The 14,781-nt window shown below is 51.8% G+C and carries 14 protein-coding genes; all 14 read right to left on the bottom strand.

Going from position 1 to position 14,781, the window contains the following annotated elements; translation table 11 throughout:
* Positions 1–6: 6 nt before the first annotated feature.
* On the bottom strand, positions 7–1,362 hold the full coding sequence (locus tag ACIFQN_RS01570) for a tripartite tricarboxylate transporter permease (protein WP_429831257.1): 1,356 nt from the start codon (positions 1,360–1,362) through the stop codon (positions 7–9).
* Between the two features lie 4 nt (positions 1,363–1,366).
* Entirely contained in the window at positions 1,367–1,804 is a 438-nt protein-coding gene (locus tag ACIFQN_RS01565; protein ID WP_429831256.1) for a hypothetical protein, read from the bottom strand.
* On the bottom strand, positions 1,794–3,074 hold the full coding sequence (locus ACIFQN_RS01560; protein ID WP_429831255.1) for a hydroxymethylglutaryl-CoA reductase, degradative: 1,281 nt from the start codon (positions 3,072–3,074) through the stop codon (positions 1,794–1,796). Before ACIFQN_RS01560 ends, ACIFQN_RS01565 begins: the two co-directional genes overlap by 11 nt.
* 522 nt (positions 3,075–3,596) lie before the next feature.
* Positions 3,597–4,184 carry a helix-turn-helix domain-containing protein gene (locus ACIFQN_RS01555; RefSeq protein WP_429831254.1) on the bottom strand — a complete coding sequence of 196 codons (588 nt, stop codon included), beginning with the start codon at positions 4,182–4,184 and terminating at the stop codon, positions 3,597–3,599.
* 95 nt (positions 4,185–4,279) lie between these two features.
* Positions 4,280–4,948, bottom strand: a complete 669-nt coding sequence (locus ACIFQN_RS01550) for a GntR family transcriptional regulator (protein WP_429831253.1) — start codon at positions 4,946–4,948, stop codon at positions 4,280–4,282.
* A gap of 191 nt (positions 4,949–5,139) precedes the next feature.
* On the bottom strand, positions 5,140–5,676 hold the full coding sequence (locus ACIFQN_RS01545) for a Fe-S-containing hydro-lyase (RefSeq protein ID WP_429831252.1): 537 nt from the start codon (positions 5,674–5,676) through the stop codon (positions 5,140–5,142).
* A gap of 9 nt (positions 5,677–5,685) precedes the next feature.
* Positions 5,686–6,528: a fumarate hydratase gene (locus ACIFQN_RS01540; RefSeq protein ID WP_429831408.1), complete on the bottom strand. Its 843-nt coding sequence runs from the start codon at positions 6,526–6,528 to the stop codon at positions 5,686–5,688.
* A 9-nt stretch (positions 6,529–6,537) separates the two neighbouring features.
* Positions 6,538–7,284, bottom strand: coding sequence for a succinate dehydrogenase iron-sulfur subunit (sdhB, locus tag ACIFQN_RS01535; RefSeq protein ID WP_429831251.1), 747 nt, complete (start codon positions 7,282–7,284; stop codon positions 6,538–6,540).
* A complete protein-coding gene (gene sdhA / locus ACIFQN_RS01530; RefSeq protein ID WP_429831250.1) occupies positions 7,281–9,086 on the bottom strand; it encodes a succinate dehydrogenase flavoprotein subunit in 1,806 nt (601 codons plus the stop codon). The genes sdhB and sdhA overlap by 4 nt, the downstream gene beginning before the upstream one ends.
* Positions 9,087–9,119: 33 nt before the next feature.
* A complete protein-coding gene (locus ACIFQN_RS01525) occupies positions 9,120–9,758 on the bottom strand; it encodes a succinate dehydrogenase cytochrome b558 subunit (protein ID WP_429831249.1) in 639 nt (212 codons plus the stop codon).
* Between the two features lies 1 nt (position 9,759).
* Positions 9,760–11,112: an MmgE/PrpD family protein gene (locus ACIFQN_RS01520; protein WP_429831248.1), complete on the bottom strand. Its 1,353-nt coding sequence runs from the start codon at positions 11,110–11,112 to the stop codon at positions 9,760–9,762.
* Positions 11,109–12,011 (bottom strand): HpcH/HpaI aldolase/citrate lyase family protein, encoded by a 903-nt coding sequence (locus tag ACIFQN_RS01515; RefSeq protein ID WP_429831247.1) that lies wholly within the window; start codon positions 12,009–12,011, stop codon positions 11,109–11,111. Before ACIFQN_RS01515 ends, ACIFQN_RS01520 begins: the two co-directional genes overlap by 4 nt.
* Positions 12,012–12,042: 31 nt before the next feature.
* Positions 12,043–13,221, bottom strand: coding sequence for a CaiB/BaiF CoA transferase family protein (locus ACIFQN_RS01510; RefSeq protein WP_429831246.1), 1,179 nt, complete (start codon positions 13,219–13,221; stop codon positions 12,043–12,045).
* 101 nt (positions 13,222–13,322) lie between these two features.
* Positions 13,323–14,765, bottom strand: a complete 1,443-nt coding sequence (locus tag ACIFQN_RS01505; RefSeq protein ID WP_429831245.1) for an aldehyde dehydrogenase family protein — start codon at positions 14,763–14,765, stop codon at positions 13,323–13,325.
* Positions 14,766–14,781 lie beyond the last annotated feature (16 nt).

The following is a 14,781-nucleotide window of genomic DNA, read 5'->3' as shown; positions in this document are numbered from 1 at the left end:
TATGAATCACGCCCCTAACAATTTTGTCATCATGTATGTGGAGCCGTAAAAAATCATGAATTGCACACCCGAGCTCACACCCAATACGCGGTTCAAGAGTCCGCCTACTGTAGCCATCGTCAAAGTCAGCATGATCCCTACCAGCCCTGCCTCGTGAAATGCGAGCAGGCATGCGAGTCCGATAAACATTCCTACGATCGCTTCTTGGCTGATATGCTTCATGACAAACACAGTAGCGGTACGGGCGTAGTTCATCGCAAACGGATACGCGATAGCAGAAGCGACGACCAGGCCAATCAGACCGTAGAGGAAAAACTCCCATGGTGTCAGCATATTGTGCAGGTTGTTGACCGGATCACTCGTAAAGACAGGTGGGGCATTAAATAATGGCGAAGCAGGTCCAAGTGCTACCGGACTAAGCGGAATACCAAACGCCAATAGCGGAATGATCGCCTCCGCGATATAGGTGGACTCCGTTACGCCGTTCATCGCAGCCAGACTGGAGGTCGACTTTTTGTAAACTCCTTTATTTCGGGAACCGACGATCTCTCCCATGAGCGAGGTCATACCTACTGGACTAAACGCAAACGTCAGCGACGAAACGAACGAGGTAGCCGCTGTGTGGGCGGTTTGCCTGCCGGTTAAGACACGGAATGGATTCGGGAAGTACCCGCTCCACCCTTTGACCTCTGGCGCCAGATGATACTCTTTTGGCGCGGAGCGCACCAGTGACTTTCTCGCACTTGAAGACAAAGACACGAGAATATCGGAAAACATCGGACCGATCGCGATCCCTAAAAAGAAGCTGATGCTCAGGTGCTTTTCTACAACGCTAAAGCTGTACGTGTCGATGCTTTTGATGAAAAAGGCGAAGGGAATAATCATCAGGACGCTTACCCATTTCCCTTTGGAAAAATAGGCAATCAAAACCGCAGCAAGTGTAAAAATCATGCCCGAAGCGGATTTGAAAAAGTCAGCAAACTGCCCGAGAAACTGCCCGAACAAGACAGCAGTAGGCAACGCGATAAACGCGCCGATCAAGCCGCCAGACAGCATTTTGCGTAGAGCCACATGAGGAACTCCGAGTCTGCGCAGGGCAGATGCGTGATCAATGAGTGGCACCGCTGTCGTATCTCCTGGAACCCCCATGAGAGCTGTCGGGATCGCGTGCGTCAAATGCTTGGAAAGGACCGCTGCCATAAAAAAGGAAAAGACGGCTTCTGGCGGAGCACCAAGCAAAATCACTAGCAACGTAAACGGAACAATGATAGCGGTTTCATCTGTACCCGAAACTAACCCGATCAAGGTAAAGATCAGCGCACCCGCTAAAGCAAATAAAATGGAAATCATCAATACGCTCATTGGCTTATCGCTCCCCGTTTCGCTTGAATGTATCCAGAATCCCCAGTTCTTCCATCTCTTTTTTCGTCACGGGGTCATTTTTGATCAGCTCGTACTCGGAGCTCGGATCTGCTTGCAAATCGCGTAAAATCTCTTCCAGTCCTTCCGAGGTGGTTTCTTCTTCCATCAAAATCCGGCTTGGCTTGAACAGTCGGGAACAGATTATGAGTGCAACCACGCTCCCGCCAATCCCCAGCAACAAGGAATATGAGGACACCATTTTCGCCTCAGCGATCTGGGGAAAAATGCTTTTCCCCAGAAAATAGCCGCCGATGCTTGCGATAATGCTGATAATGACCGACAGTAGAATGCGCGAAGGAACGACCGTGTCTCCTAAAATTTCAATGTACTCTTGTTTGGAAGTGTCCGCCTTCGTTTCTTTCATGACCATCTCAGTTTTCATTCGCAACCCCCGCCTGCAATTGTTTTGTCAGCTCTAAAATACGATCGTAGCGAACGTCCTTTTCCAAGATCGCCTGCTTTACTACCTGATCAATCTGATCTTCATCTGCCCCCGCCATCATGGCGAGATTACGGGCATGCAGGGCCATGTGACCTTTTTGAATCCCCTCGGCCGCGAGTGCGCGCATGGCAGCCAGGTTTTGTGCCAATCCTACTGCGGCGATCGTCCCGGCCAGCTCCTCGGCGTTTTGGATATCCATCACATTCAGCGCCATGCGTGCGCTCGGATGAGATTTGGTCGCTCCCCCTACGATTCCTACCGCCATCGGCAGCTCGATGGTTCCGACGAGATTTCCGTCTTTATTGATTTCCCAACGGGTCAAGGAACGGTAGCGACCAGAGACAGATGCATAGGCGTGAGCTCCCGCTTCTACTGCACGAGTATCGTTTCCAGTCGCCAGCACGACAGCCGAAATCCCGTTCATGATGCCCTTGTTATGCGTGGTTGCGCGATATGGATCGCATTCCGCAAACTCGTAAGCACGGATGATGTTGTGCACGACCTCGCTTCCTCCCAATTCCTCTGTGGAGAAAACAGCTCTGGCACGTACTAGACGACGATCCGCCAGATTCGAGATAATCCGTAGCAGGACGCGCCCCGACGTTACTTCTTCTATGTAAGGCGCGACCGCTTCCGCCATGGTGTTCACCGCATTCGCACCCATCGCATCGCGGGTATCGACCAAAAGATGGAGGATCAGCATCGGCTCTTTGGCCCGCTCGATCACGTGTACTTCTACATCAATTGCTCCTCCGCCAAGCGATACGAGTGTCGGGTCTTTGGCATTGCAGCGATCCAATATTCCTTGCTTGTTTTCATAAATGCGAGCCATAGCCCCGTACGGATCTGGCAAATCGACGACTTGAATCTGTCCACGCATGATCGATCCGCTAAGTGACGTGAAAAATCCACCCAGTGCATAAGTTGTCCGCGCTGCATTACTGGCTGCAGCAACGACAGACGCTTCTTCTGTCGCCATTGTAACAAAGCGATCGACCCCGTTAATCTTGAAATTCGTGGCAATTCCGAGCGGTATCGACATGACTCCAACTGCATTTTCAATCATGGCGTTAGCGCTTTTCAGCGGGAATGGAGCAGCCCCTGAAAGCACTGCCTTGTCTTCTGCGCTCAGTTGTCGTGCATCTGCAACCAGATTCAGACGCTCCTCTGGCGATAATTTGTAAAAACCGGATACGCGACTCGTACTCATTGTGCATTCTCCTACTCTATGATGATTTTTCTGGCACTGCTGCTTTCGATGCGCCACTTACCGAGCGCTCGATTTGTAAAACGCTTTCAGAAAACAATGGCAAGGCCCACTCCACTTTAGTAGAGGCGACCCTTGTTTTCGTGGTCAGTGTATCGAAGAGCTGCCGGATATTTGCGCTGGATAAACGAAGCGCTTACAAATTTCTTTACGTTCACAAATCTCTCCCGTTGTTCGTTCAAGGAAGAATCATGCTTTTACTTGTTTGACAGCACCTATCGCCGTCTTTGTTTCTCTATATTCAACTTTGTTGAATGAACATATACTACTACATGTTGCCCTGCTCTGTAAATGGGGATGATTCAAAATTTTCTTGTGACATTTTTGAAAGGGAATAACTGGATTTGTGTGTGGTGGGGGCCCTTTTACCGTACCTGTCACGGATAAAGGTACGGTAAAAATAGCGGAAAACGAGCGGAAAAACGAGCATGAGAGAATGAACGATAGGCAGCCTAGAAGGCAGGATTACGTGGAGGGTTGAATAAAGACGCTGAGCACTTTTGCTTCCTGATCGCCGTGCGGGAGGAAAATATGCGGCTTGCTGCCAGAAAAATAGGCAGTGTCCCCTTCCTCGAGGATGTGCTTGTCCCCATCGTAATACAAAATAATCGCGCCGCTTACGATGTAGATAAACTCCTCTTCCGGATGAGTGAATGGCTCTGTCATTTCAATATCTAGCGGAACCGTGACTAGCACAGGCTCGATTTTGCTGAAGCGGGAACGGTTTGCTAGTATTTCGTACAGATAGCCCATTTCCTTACTGCCCATTTTGGAGGTGCGTTTTTTTTGCGGGGACAGGACCAGATGATCCTCGCGATTTTCTTCGAGAAACCACGCCAGAGGGGTCTTCAAATGATCGGCAATTTTCGATAGCGTCGCAACAGCCGAAGCAGTCTGACCGTTTTCAATTTTGGAGAGAAGACTCTTGGTAACCCCGCAGCGATCGGCCAGCTCTTGCTGCGTGAAGCCCTGGCTGAGTCTTGCTTTCCTGATGCGCTTCCCAATTTCTGATAGATCGATGACAAACATCCCCTTTGTCCGTTGTTCACTCATTGATTATAGCGATTCGCCAATCATTGATCAACAAGGTTGAATTTTACTCAACCATAACAGAGTTGAATTTTATTCAACCATAACAAGGTTGAATGTTATTCCATCGTCTCTTTCAAGCTGGCAACGAGATTGTTTCCTGTGCGGCTAATATGGTCATAGACGAGCTTGCCTGCCTTCCCAGCATCGCGTTGTTTGATTGCCTGTAAAATATTTCGATGCTCTTTATTTGATTTTTCCGTCTGTCCACTCAGCATGTGCGGCGTTTGCTGGGGAAAGCCGTTCCACAGTGTTTCAATGAAGGCCACCAGACGCTTCCACGAGCAGCGGCTGATCATCAGGCGGTGAAACTCGATATTTCGCTCGACAAACACTCCGGGATCAGTCGCCTCTTCCATGAGCTCGACCAGGCGCTCCAAATCCTCGATGTCCCCCGGCTGCATGTGCTCCACGCTGAGCTCGACGGCCATCTTTTCAAACTGGGCGCGCAGTCCGTATATTTCCTCGATATCTACTAGCGACAGCGATTTTACGATGGCTCCCCGGTGCGGCTCGATGACGACAAGTCCTTCGGTTTCAAGCTTGCGGAGCGCTTCGCGAATAGGCATGCGGCTTACACCCAGCGAGCTGGCCAGCTCTTCCTGCACAAGCCTTTCCCCCGGTTCAAAGTGTCCGCGCAGGATGGCTTCGCGCAGCACGCGGCATACTTTCAGGTGCAATGTATCTAAATCATGGCTTTCCAGGCGTAGTTCAAATTTTTTGCTCATGGATACTCGCCGCCTCCTCTACGTCTCGTCTTGAAATGTTAGATTTAGGATATTGTATCCCATTTTCTTTATCTAGTACAATACTGGGTTAGGCTTAGGTACGGGCTGTGGTAGAGGGAGGAAAACGGAGAAAACGCTCCAGATTTTTTCTCCGTTTTCCTCGTAGCAGCAGCTCGGTTCGCCGGGGGAATTCAGACCGGATTCTGGTACAAATCACCGCCGTGCGTGTCATTAATAACAATTACGGGGAAGCGCTCTACTTTCAGGCGATAGATCCCTTCTGTCCCTAAGTCTTCGTAGGCGACTACTTCTGCTTGACGAATGGTTCGGGCAATTAAGGCTGCCGCTCCGCCGATGGCTGCAAAGTAGACGGCTTTGTGATCGACGATTCCTTGTTTGACTTGGCTGTTCCTCTTTCCTTTCCCGATCATTCCCTTTAGTCCTTTGGCCAGGAGCATCGGTGTATAGAGGTCCATTCTTCCACTGGTGGTGGGGCCTGCTGAGCCTATGACTTGCCCTGGCTTGGCTGGAGTGGGCCCTACGTAGTAGATCGTTTCACCATGCAGCTCGATAGGCAAGGGAAGGCCAGCTGCCAGTGCTTCGGCCATTCTTTTGTGGGCAGCGTCTCTTGCGGTGTACATGGTTCCCGTCAGTTCTACTCGATCCCCTGCGCGCAAACGATCGATCTGGGCTTGCTCCAATGGCAGTTTGATCTGTTTGACTGTCATCTTGTCCTCCTACAGCACGACATGCTTGTGACGGCTGGCGTGGCAGTTGATATTGACCGCGACTGGCATCCCTGCGATATGGGTGGCAAAAAGCTCGATGTGAACATCAAGGGCAGTCGTTCGTCCCCCCATTCCCTGCGGCCCGAGCCCCAGTGAATTGATTTCCTCCATGAGTTCCATCTCCAGCTCTGCCACGTCTGCTCGCATGCTTCGCTGGCCGATCGGGCGGAACAGCGCCTTTTTTGCCAACAAGGCGGACATCTCAAAATTCCCTCCCAATCCTACGCCCACGACGACGGGCGGACAGGCATTCGGACCTGCGAGACGTACGGTTTCTATGACAAAGGCCTTGATTGCCGCAAGTCCGTCTGACGGCTCCATCATCTGCAAGCGGCTCATATTTTCACTCCCAAAGCCTTTGGCTGTCATCTGGATGGAGCATGTATCTCCCTCGACCAGTTCGACGTGGACAATCGCTGGCGTGTTGTCACCCGTATTTTTTCGCTGAAGCGGATCCGCTACAATCGAGGCGCGCAAATAGCCCTCCCGATATCCATTGCGTACTCCTTCATTGATTGCCTGGTACAAGCTGCCTCCAACAATCCGGCAATCCTGCCCCAGCTCCACGAAAAAGACGGCCATGCCTGTATCCTGGCACATCGGCACGCGCTCCTCTGCCGCGATCTCGGCATTTTGCAAGATCTGTCCGAGTACTTCCTCAGCTACGGCAGAATGTTCTGTTGTCCTCGCTTCCTGCAGCGCAAGGACAACATCCGTCCCGAGCTTTACATTGGCTTCGATACACAGCTTTTTGACAGCCTCTGCAATTTGCTGATAGGTCACTTCACGCATCACTTAAGGTCATCCTTTCAAAAGCTTTCGTAGGACGAAGCGATTTGCCTGTCGATTCAAATCTGCCAGCGCAGTGGTGAGCGGGATTTCCTTGGGACAGACCTGGACACAGTTTTGCGAGTTCCCGCAATTGGCGATGCCTTCGTCACTTGTCACCGCTTCCATCCGTTCGTTTTGCGTCATTTTTCCAATCGGATGCAGATTGAAATACTTCGCCTGTGCCATCACCTGCGGCCCTAAATAAGGCGAATGATCGTTGACGTTGGGACAAGCATCCAGACAACAGCCACACGTCATACAAGTCGAATACCGGTACGCCTCCTGCTGCTCGTTTGGCGAAATCCGTGGTCCGGCTCCAAGCGGATACGTACCGTCTATGGCGATCCAGCCTTTGATTTTTTGCAGTCCTGCAAACATCATTTGACGGTTGACGATCAAATCCTTCAGGGTGGGAAACGTGCTCATCGGCTCAAGCACAATCGGCTGCTGTAGCCTATCTACCAAGGCTGAACACGCTTGACGCACCACTCCGTTAATTCGCATGCTGCATGCCCCGCATACTTCTTCCAAGCAGTTGTACTCCCAAACCACGGCTCGGACCTGCTTTCCTTCTACCGTCACAGGGTTGCGCTGAACCTCCATCAACGCAGAGATGACATTCATGTTTTTGCGGTAAGGTACCTCAAATTCCTCCCAATAAGGCTCCTCTGCTGCCCCATCCTGCCGCTTGATCTTTAGCCGAATCCCCGTGGTCATGTCGCCAGCCCCTCCCGTTCCCGCTGCTCAGCCGTTTCGAGGTTACTCTTTTCGGCTTCCTTCACCACGTCATATCTGCGCTCGCGTGGTTTGATATAGGAAATATCCACATCAGGGTAGTGGAACTGCGGTCCTGATTCCGCATGGGTTGCGACCGTAGTCTTGAGCCACTTCTCGTCATCGCGATCAGGAAATTCCGGTTTGTAATGCGCTCCTCTGCTCTCATTGCGCTCCAAGGCCCCCAATGTGATGACTCGCGCCAATTGCAGCATATTTCGCAGTTGACGGGTGAATGTCGTCGTCTTGTTATTCCAGGCAGACCTATCATCCACACCGATGTGCTGCCAGCGTTCCAATAGCTCCTGGAGCTTTTCATCCGTTTTTCGCAAGCGATCATTATGCCGGACGACCGTTACGTTTTCCACCATCCAGTCGCTCATTTCCACGTGAAGCAGGTACGGATTTTCCGCCCCATCCATTCGGAGCAAAGCGGCGTAGCTCTCCTCTTCTTTTTGCGTCTCGGACTCGAAAAAGGCAGACGATAGATCAAAAGCCGAGGTAGGCAAGCCGCGAATGTAACGTAGTGCCTCTGGTCCCGCCACCATCCCCCCGTAGACGGCGGAGACGAGTGAATTGGCTCCCAGTCGGTTTGCTCCATGGTACTGGTGATCGCATTCGCCACAGGCGAAGACTCCCTTGATATTAGTCATCTGATTGTAGTCGACAGCCAGCCCGCCCATCGAATAATGCATGGCAGGGAATATGTGCATCGGTACTTTTCGCGGGTCTTCGCCTACGAACTTCTCGTAAATCTCGAGAATACCACCCAGCTTCTCATCCAGTTGCTTGCGTGGTAGATGCGAAATATCAAGATAGACCATATTTTCTCCGTTGATCCCTAGCTTGAGGTCGACACAGACGTGAAATATTTCGCGTGTAGCGATATCGCGCGGGACCAGATTGCCATAGGCCGGATATTTTTCCTCCAGGAAATACCACGGCTTGCCGTCTCGATAAACCCACAATCTTCCGCCTTCTCCGCGCGCTGACTCTGACATCAGGCGCAGCTTGTCATCGCCTGGTATTGCTGTCGGATGGATTTGAATAAACTCGGGATTCGCGTAATGAACCCCCTGCTGATAGGCGATGCTGTGCGCGCTGCCTGTATTGATGACAGAATTGGTGCTCTTGCGGAAAATGTAGCCGATTCCCCCTGTTGCCAAAATGACAGCATTGGAGCGAAAATGGCGAATCTCCATCGTTTTCAAATCCTGTGCCACAATCCCGCGGCAGCGAGGCTCATCATCCAAGATCAGGGACAAGAACTCCCAATATTCAAGCTTCTCCACCAGGCCCTCTGTCTCGTAGCGTCTTACTTGCTCGTCTAACGCATACAAAAGCTGTTGTCCCGTCGTCGCTCCCGCGAATGCCGTCCGCGAATATTTGGCTCCCCCCAACCGGCGAAAGTCAATCTTTCCTTCCACTGTCCGGTTAAACTGAACCCCCATCCGATCGAACAAGTAAATAATTTCGGGGGCTGCCTCACACATCGCTTTGACCGGAGGCTGATCTGCCAAAAAGTCACCGCCGTAAATCGTATCGTCAAAATGCTCCCAGGCAGAGTCTCCCTCTCCCTTCGTATTGACCGCCCCATTGATCCCCCCTTGGGCACAAACCGAATGAGAACGACGCACAGGAACGACTGAAAACAGCTTGACCTTGCCGCCCCCCTCCGCTATTTGAATCGTAGCCATCAGCCCGGCCAGCCCTCCACCAATTACGATGACCTCTTCATGCTTCACCCATTTTCACATCCTTTGCAGATGGTCACGCCTTTACACAAACGCAGCCAGACTCGTTACACCGATGACAGTGAACACGAGGAACACGCCTGCCATCACCCGTGACGATATCTCCTGGGAACGAGGTCCCGTAGTCACTCCCCACGTGATTAATCCCGACCATAAACCATTCGTAAAATGAAAGGTAGTGGACAAAATTCCTAGCACGTAAAACGCAAAAATCCACGGATTCAAAAGATGGGATGAAACCATCTCAAAGGAGACGTCCACTCCAAATAATGCACTCTTGATCCGAAAGCTCCACACATGATAGATCACAAAAACGAGCGTCACGATGCCGCTGATCCGCTGAAGCAGGAAACGCCAGTTGCGCTGGTAGCCATAGGTCTGCGTATTATGCTTGGAAAGAAAGGCGACATAAATTCCATAGCCCGCATGATACAGCAAGGGAAGCATGATGAAGAGGATCTCAATCACCCATACCCAAGGAATGCTTTGAATCGCCTTCACCTGCTTGTCGTACAATGCGGCTCCCAGCATGGCAATGGCATTGGAATAAAAATGTTCGACCAAAAAGACCCCGAGCGGCACGATCCCAGCCAATGAGTGCAGGCGAGATAAAAGAAAATGCCTATGCAAAACAGTAGGACTGATCGCTTTTTCTGTACGCAAGCTATTTCGCCCCCTCGCCGGCAGGGAAGAACTCCCTGACATCCCCTAGATGCTCCAGCTCCCCTACGGTTCGGACAAAACGCTCTACAGTCTCTGGTGGCAAATGAGCAGCCAAATAGCGGAATTTGGCTACGATTTCGCTCTCACTAACCGGATTTTCGGGATCCCCCTTCGGATACTCGGCATGCTTATGCAGGATGCTTCCGTCCGTTTTCACAATTTCTACGGTTGCTCCCCAGGTTTCCGGATAGTGCGCGTCTATTTCAGGCTCGACCACTACCTCCACTCTTTTCATCAGTTCTCGTATCTTGGAGTCATACAACGTCTCTTCTGTAAAATCAGAGAGTCCTGCCCTCTTTCTCACCAAAGCCAGAGCCGTGCAAAATTGCAGGCTGAATTTGGCTGCATACACAGAATCCGGCTTCGAATTATCCGTTATATTCAAGGCAACCTGATACGTTTTGACCCGTATGCTCTCCACGTCTACCGGTTGCAATCTGTTCTGTGCAGACAACTCCAGCACCAAGTCAATGGCGTGATGCGTATGCCGGCAAGAAGCATGAATTTTAAACGAGTTTTCCATGATCTTGTACACCGCACCCAGTCCTTCTGTTAGGCAGTGTGGTTTGTCCTCGGCAGACATCGCTTTGATGAATCCACGATCCCCTTCCAAAATTCTGCTCGCTCCTGTAAACCCCTTTTCCGCCAAAAGAGCTGCCAAGATGCCGTTCATCGCAGCCTTCCCGGGGTGAAGCTGCTTGGACATCGAACCATCGACAATAAATTCCCACAGTCCTGCTGCTTGTGTCCCTGCGTTGCCCAATGCATGGACGATCTGCTCATCGCCAAGATCCAGCAGCTTTGCAGCGGCGGCGGCGGCCCCGAACGTACCGCAAGTAGCCGTATTATGCCAATGATAGTAATGAGAAGGAGATACCGCCTCCCCGACGCGATAACAGACTTCATATCCGGCCACTACTGCCTCTATGAGCTCCTTTCCGCTTCTTGCTTTCCACTCGGCCATTGCCAAGGCTGCCGGAATCACAACCGTTCCTGCATGAATAATGGAGGCTTTATGAATGTCATCCAGCTCAACGATATGGCTTGACGCCCCGTTGACCAAGGCTGCGAGAGCCACCGATGACTGTCCGCCTGTGACCTTTGTCGCTTGTGCTGCTCCCCCCATTTCCTCGGCCACCTGACGAATGATTTGAATGGGTGACTGATTTGCCCCGGCTATGGCAGACCCTAGCCAATCGAGCACGCATCGTTTCGCTGCTCCGATCACTTCTTGAGGGAGATTCTCGAAATGCACGTTCAGGATATAGCGGGCGAACTCCTTACTCACGCTCATAGATCGTCCTCCTTGCCACTTGCTTGCCTCACCTGATTTTGCTCAAGCATTCTTTTGGCCCGCTCATATACGGGATAATCCACCATTTTTCCACTTACCTGCACGCTGCCCATCCCTTGTGCCAGGCCCTGTGAAAACGCCGTTACAATCCCGCTCGCTTCGGCCAGTTCTTCCGACGTTGGTGTAAATACGTCTTGAACCGCAGCAAGCTGGATGGGATGAATGACCAGCTTGCCTGCAAAGCCTAGCTGCCTTGCACGCTGCGTCTGTCTAATCAAGCCCGCCAAATCGGAAAAGTCGGGATAGACCGAATCGATGGGAGCCTCGATGCCAGCCGCTCTCGAAGCGACAACCAACTGGGATCGGGCGTACAGCAATTCCTCTTCTCCCTTTGTGATTTGCGCCGAAATGTCGAGAGCAAAATCAATAGCGCCAAACATCAGGCGTTTGATCCGTTTGCAGGCACATGCGATTTCATAGGCGTGATAAAGACCACGGGCGCTCTCGATCAGCGGAACGATCTCCACTTCTTGGACTGCGTCTTTTGCCTCAGGATTTTCAATCAGGCTTCGCTCCAGCAGAGCTGTCACCCGCTCGATGGCTTCTTTTCCGTCCGCTTTTGGCAAGACAATGCCTGTTGGATTCGCAGACAAAACCTCTTGGACGTCTGCTTCAAACCAGGGTGTCTCCACCGCATTGACGCGCACGTAGCGGCCAGCCTGACTGTTGACATTATCGAGCAGCGCTTGCTTGACGACTTGCCTAGCCCTGATTTTTTCCCCCACAGCCACGGCATCCTCTAAGTCGTAAATGAACGTATCAGCGGGCAAACGTGCGGCTTTGGCGATTTTTTTCTCATCAGACCCGGGAACGAACATCCACGTACGTGTCAGCCTCATTCGCCTCTGTCCCCTCTTTCCCTCTATTTGGTTACACCACGCCTGCCTCCTGCCACTTGCGAATCGTGTTCTGATCAAACCCGCACTCGGCAAGAATTTGCTCGCTATGCTGTCCCAGTGCAGGGATCGGCCCCATATACGGCTCCATACCTTCCATCGTGACAGGTGGCAGCAAGGCTTTCAGCGGACCTACAGGCGAATCTACCTGTCTCCAGCGATTTCGCGCCTGAAGCTGCGGATGATTCCACAATTCCTGTACGGTATTTAATCGGGCATTGGCAATTTTGGCCGCCTCCAGCCGGTCAATCACTTCATTTGCTGTTAATTGCATAAAAGCGCCGTCAATCAATCGCTGCAGCTCCCCGCGATGGAGCACCCGGCTCGAATTGGTGACAAACCTAGCGTCTTGTAGAAGATCTGGCTGACGCAAAACGACTTTGCAAAACTGCTCCCACTCCCGATCATTTTGGATAGCGAGGAATACGGTTTTGCCATTCCCTGCTGCAAAAGGTCCATAAGGATAGATCGTCGCATGGCTGGCGCCATTTCGTTTGGGCTCAGTCCCACTGTAATTGGTGTAGTACAGCGGGAAGCCCATCCACTCACCAAGCGCCTCCAGCATGGAAATCTCCAGCACACAGCCTTTGCCTGTTTGGCTGCGGGTCAACAGCGCCGTCAGGATGCCAGAATAGGCGTACATGCCTGTAGCAATATCTGCTACGGAAATCCCTACCTTGGACGGCACCTCCTCGGACCCAGTTACAGAGACAAGTCCGGCCTCGCATTGCACCAACAGGTCATATGCTTTTTTCTCTCGGTAGGGGCCATTTTCCCCATAGCCGGAAATGCTGCAAATGATGAGCTGCGGGTATTTTTCTTTTAACACCTCGATGCCGAAGCCCAGACGATCGATCGCTCCCGGCCCAAAATTCTGGATAAAGACATCGGCTGTGGAAAGTAGCTGGTCCAGAATATTTTTGGCTGCTGGTTCCTTTATATTGAGGGTCAGTGATTGTTTGGAATGATTGCACCAGACAAAATGGCTGGACATACCTTTCACCGTCTTGTCGTAATCACGGGCAAAATCACCAACGCCTGGTCTTTCGATTTTGATCACGCGAGCACCAAGCTCTGCTAATTGACGAGTTGCAAATGGAGCAGCTACTGCCTGTTCCAAGGCAACTACCGTGATCCCATCCAATGGACGCATCGACAACACCTCTTTAGTAGATTCATAAGCGAATATTGTATATTGGATCCAGTACTTTCGGGGCAAAAACCCCCCGCTTTCCAACGAGGGGCTTGCTCGTTTTATCCATTTACTTTGACTGCCACATTTTTCACTTGAGTATAGAATTTTAGCGCTTCCAAGCCCTTTTCGCGTCCAAATCCGCTTTTGCGATATCCGCCAAAAGTCATCTCCACGCCCCCGCCTGCCCCGTAGTTATTGATGAATACCTGCCCTGACTTAACCCGGCTCGCTAGCCAATGCGCTTTATGAATATTGGAGGTCCAAATTCCCGTCACGAGTCCATACTCCGTCCCATTGGCTATGGCGAGCGCTTCCTCTGTGGTCGTAAACGGCAGGACAACGAGTACAGGTCCAAATATCTCCTCCTGCGCCAATCTCCCCTCAGCCGCAATGCCATCAATGACGGTCGGTTGAAAAAAGAATCCGTCTCCTGCCTCGGCATGTCTGCGACCTCCCGTCCGTATCGTCGCTCCTTCTGCCGCAGCCACCTGCATGTAAGACTCAATTCGCTCTAATTGCTTCTCCGAAATAATCGGTCCCAAGTCGGCATTGTCCAGACCAGGCCCGATGCGCAGACCAGCCATCAGCGCTGTTACTTTTTCCACGAACTCTTCACGAATCGACTCTTCGACCAGCAAGCGAGAGCCAGCCGAGCATGTTTGGCCCGCGTTTTGTGTGATCGAGCGTACGACCCAGTGGGCAGCCTCGTCTAAATCCGCATCAGCAAACACAATATTCGGTGACTTGCCCCCGAGTTCCAGTGTCACTGGCTTGATCTGTGCAGCCGCAGTCTTCATAATCGTCTTGCCTGTCTCCACAGAACCAGTAAAAGTAATGTGATCAATGTCTGGATGTGATGCTAATGCAGCGCCCGCTTCAGCTCCGTACCCAGTGACGATATTGACCACGCCTGGCGGGAACCCAGCCCGCTCACACAACTCGGCGATGCGCAAAGCTGTCATCGGCGTATCCTCGGCAGGCTTCATGACTACCGTATTTCCCGCTGCAACGGCAGGAGCGAGGCTTCGAACTGCAATCTGAATCGGGTAATTCCAAGGAACGATATGCGCTGTGACCCCCAACGGCTCACGCAGGGTGTAATTTAAGATATCTGCGCGAATAGGAATCGTCTCTCCCAAAATCTTATCCGCTACCCCTGCGTAGTACTCGCAATATCGTGCTGCCACTTCTACATCCGCCTGTGCTTGGGATAGCGGCTTTCCGGTATCGAGCGTCTCCAAATGAGCGAGCTCATCCTTTTGCTGACGAATCAGCTGGCACAGACGAAGCAGCAACCGCCCTCTTTCGGCAGGCAAAATTTCTCGCCATTCCTTGGATTCAAAAGCAGCCCGCGCTGCTTTGACAGCCCGGTCGACATCATCCTTATTCCCGCGCGGAAACGTTGCCAGCGCTTCTATGGTCGCTGGGTTAATCGTCGTAATCACTTCATTGGAGGAGCTGTCCGTCCATGCGCCGCCAATGTACATTCGCAAACGATCCATCTGTTTCTCATCTCCT

This window comes from Brevibacillus sp. NRS-1366, from assembly GCF_050467985.1.
Note: the sequence above shows the minus strand (reverse complement) of the source record. Positions and strands in the feature narration are given on the sequence as shown.

Excerpts from the sequence above, each read along its gene's own strand:
- ACIFQN_RS01570 (WP_429831257.1), bottom strand. The coding sequence starts at position 1,362 with ATGAGCGTATTGATGATTTCCATTTTATTTGCTTTAGCGGGTGCGCTG.
- ACIFQN_RS01565 (WP_429831256.1), bottom strand. The coding sequence starts at position 1,804 with ATGAAAACTGAGATGGTCATGAAAGAAACGAAGGCGGACACTTCCAAA.
- ACIFQN_RS01560 (WP_429831255.1), bottom strand. The coding sequence starts at position 3,074 with ATGAGTACGAGTCGCGTATCCGGTTTTTACAAATTATCGCCAGAGGAG.
- ACIFQN_RS01555 (WP_429831254.1), bottom strand. The coding sequence starts at position 4,184 with ATGAGTGAACAACGGACAAAGGGGATGTTTGTCATCGATCTATCAGAA.
- ACIFQN_RS01550 (WP_429831253.1), bottom strand. The coding sequence starts at position 4,948 with ATGAGCAAAAAATTTGAACTACGCCTGGAAAGCCATGATTTAGATACA.
- ACIFQN_RS01545 (WP_429831252.1), bottom strand. The coding sequence starts at position 5,676 with ATGACAGTCAAACAGATCAAACTGCCATTGGAGCAAGCCCAGATCGAT.
- ACIFQN_RS01540 (WP_429831408.1), bottom strand. The coding sequence starts at position 6,528 with ATGCGTGAAGTGACCTATCAGCAAATTGCAGAGGCTGTCAAAAAGCTG.
- sdhB (WP_429831251.1), bottom strand. The coding sequence starts at position 7,284 with ATGACCACGGGGATTCGGCTAAAGATCAAGCGGCAGGATGGGGCAGCA.
- ACIFQN_RS01520 (WP_429831248.1), bottom strand. The coding sequence starts at position 11,112 with ATGAGCGTGAGTAAGGAGTTCGCCCGCTATATCCTGAACGTGCATTTC.
- ACIFQN_RS01515 (WP_429831247.1), bottom strand. The coding sequence starts at position 12,011 with ATGAGGCTGACACGTACGTGGATGTTCGTTCCCGGGTCTGATGAGAAA.
- ACIFQN_RS01510 (WP_429831246.1), bottom strand. The coding sequence starts at position 13,221 with ATGCGTCCATTGGATGGGATCACGGTAGTTGCCTTGGAACAGGCAGTA.
- ACIFQN_RS01505 (WP_429831245.1), bottom strand. The coding sequence starts at position 14,765 with ATGGATCGTTTGCGAATGTACATTGGCGGCGCATGGACGGACAGCTCC.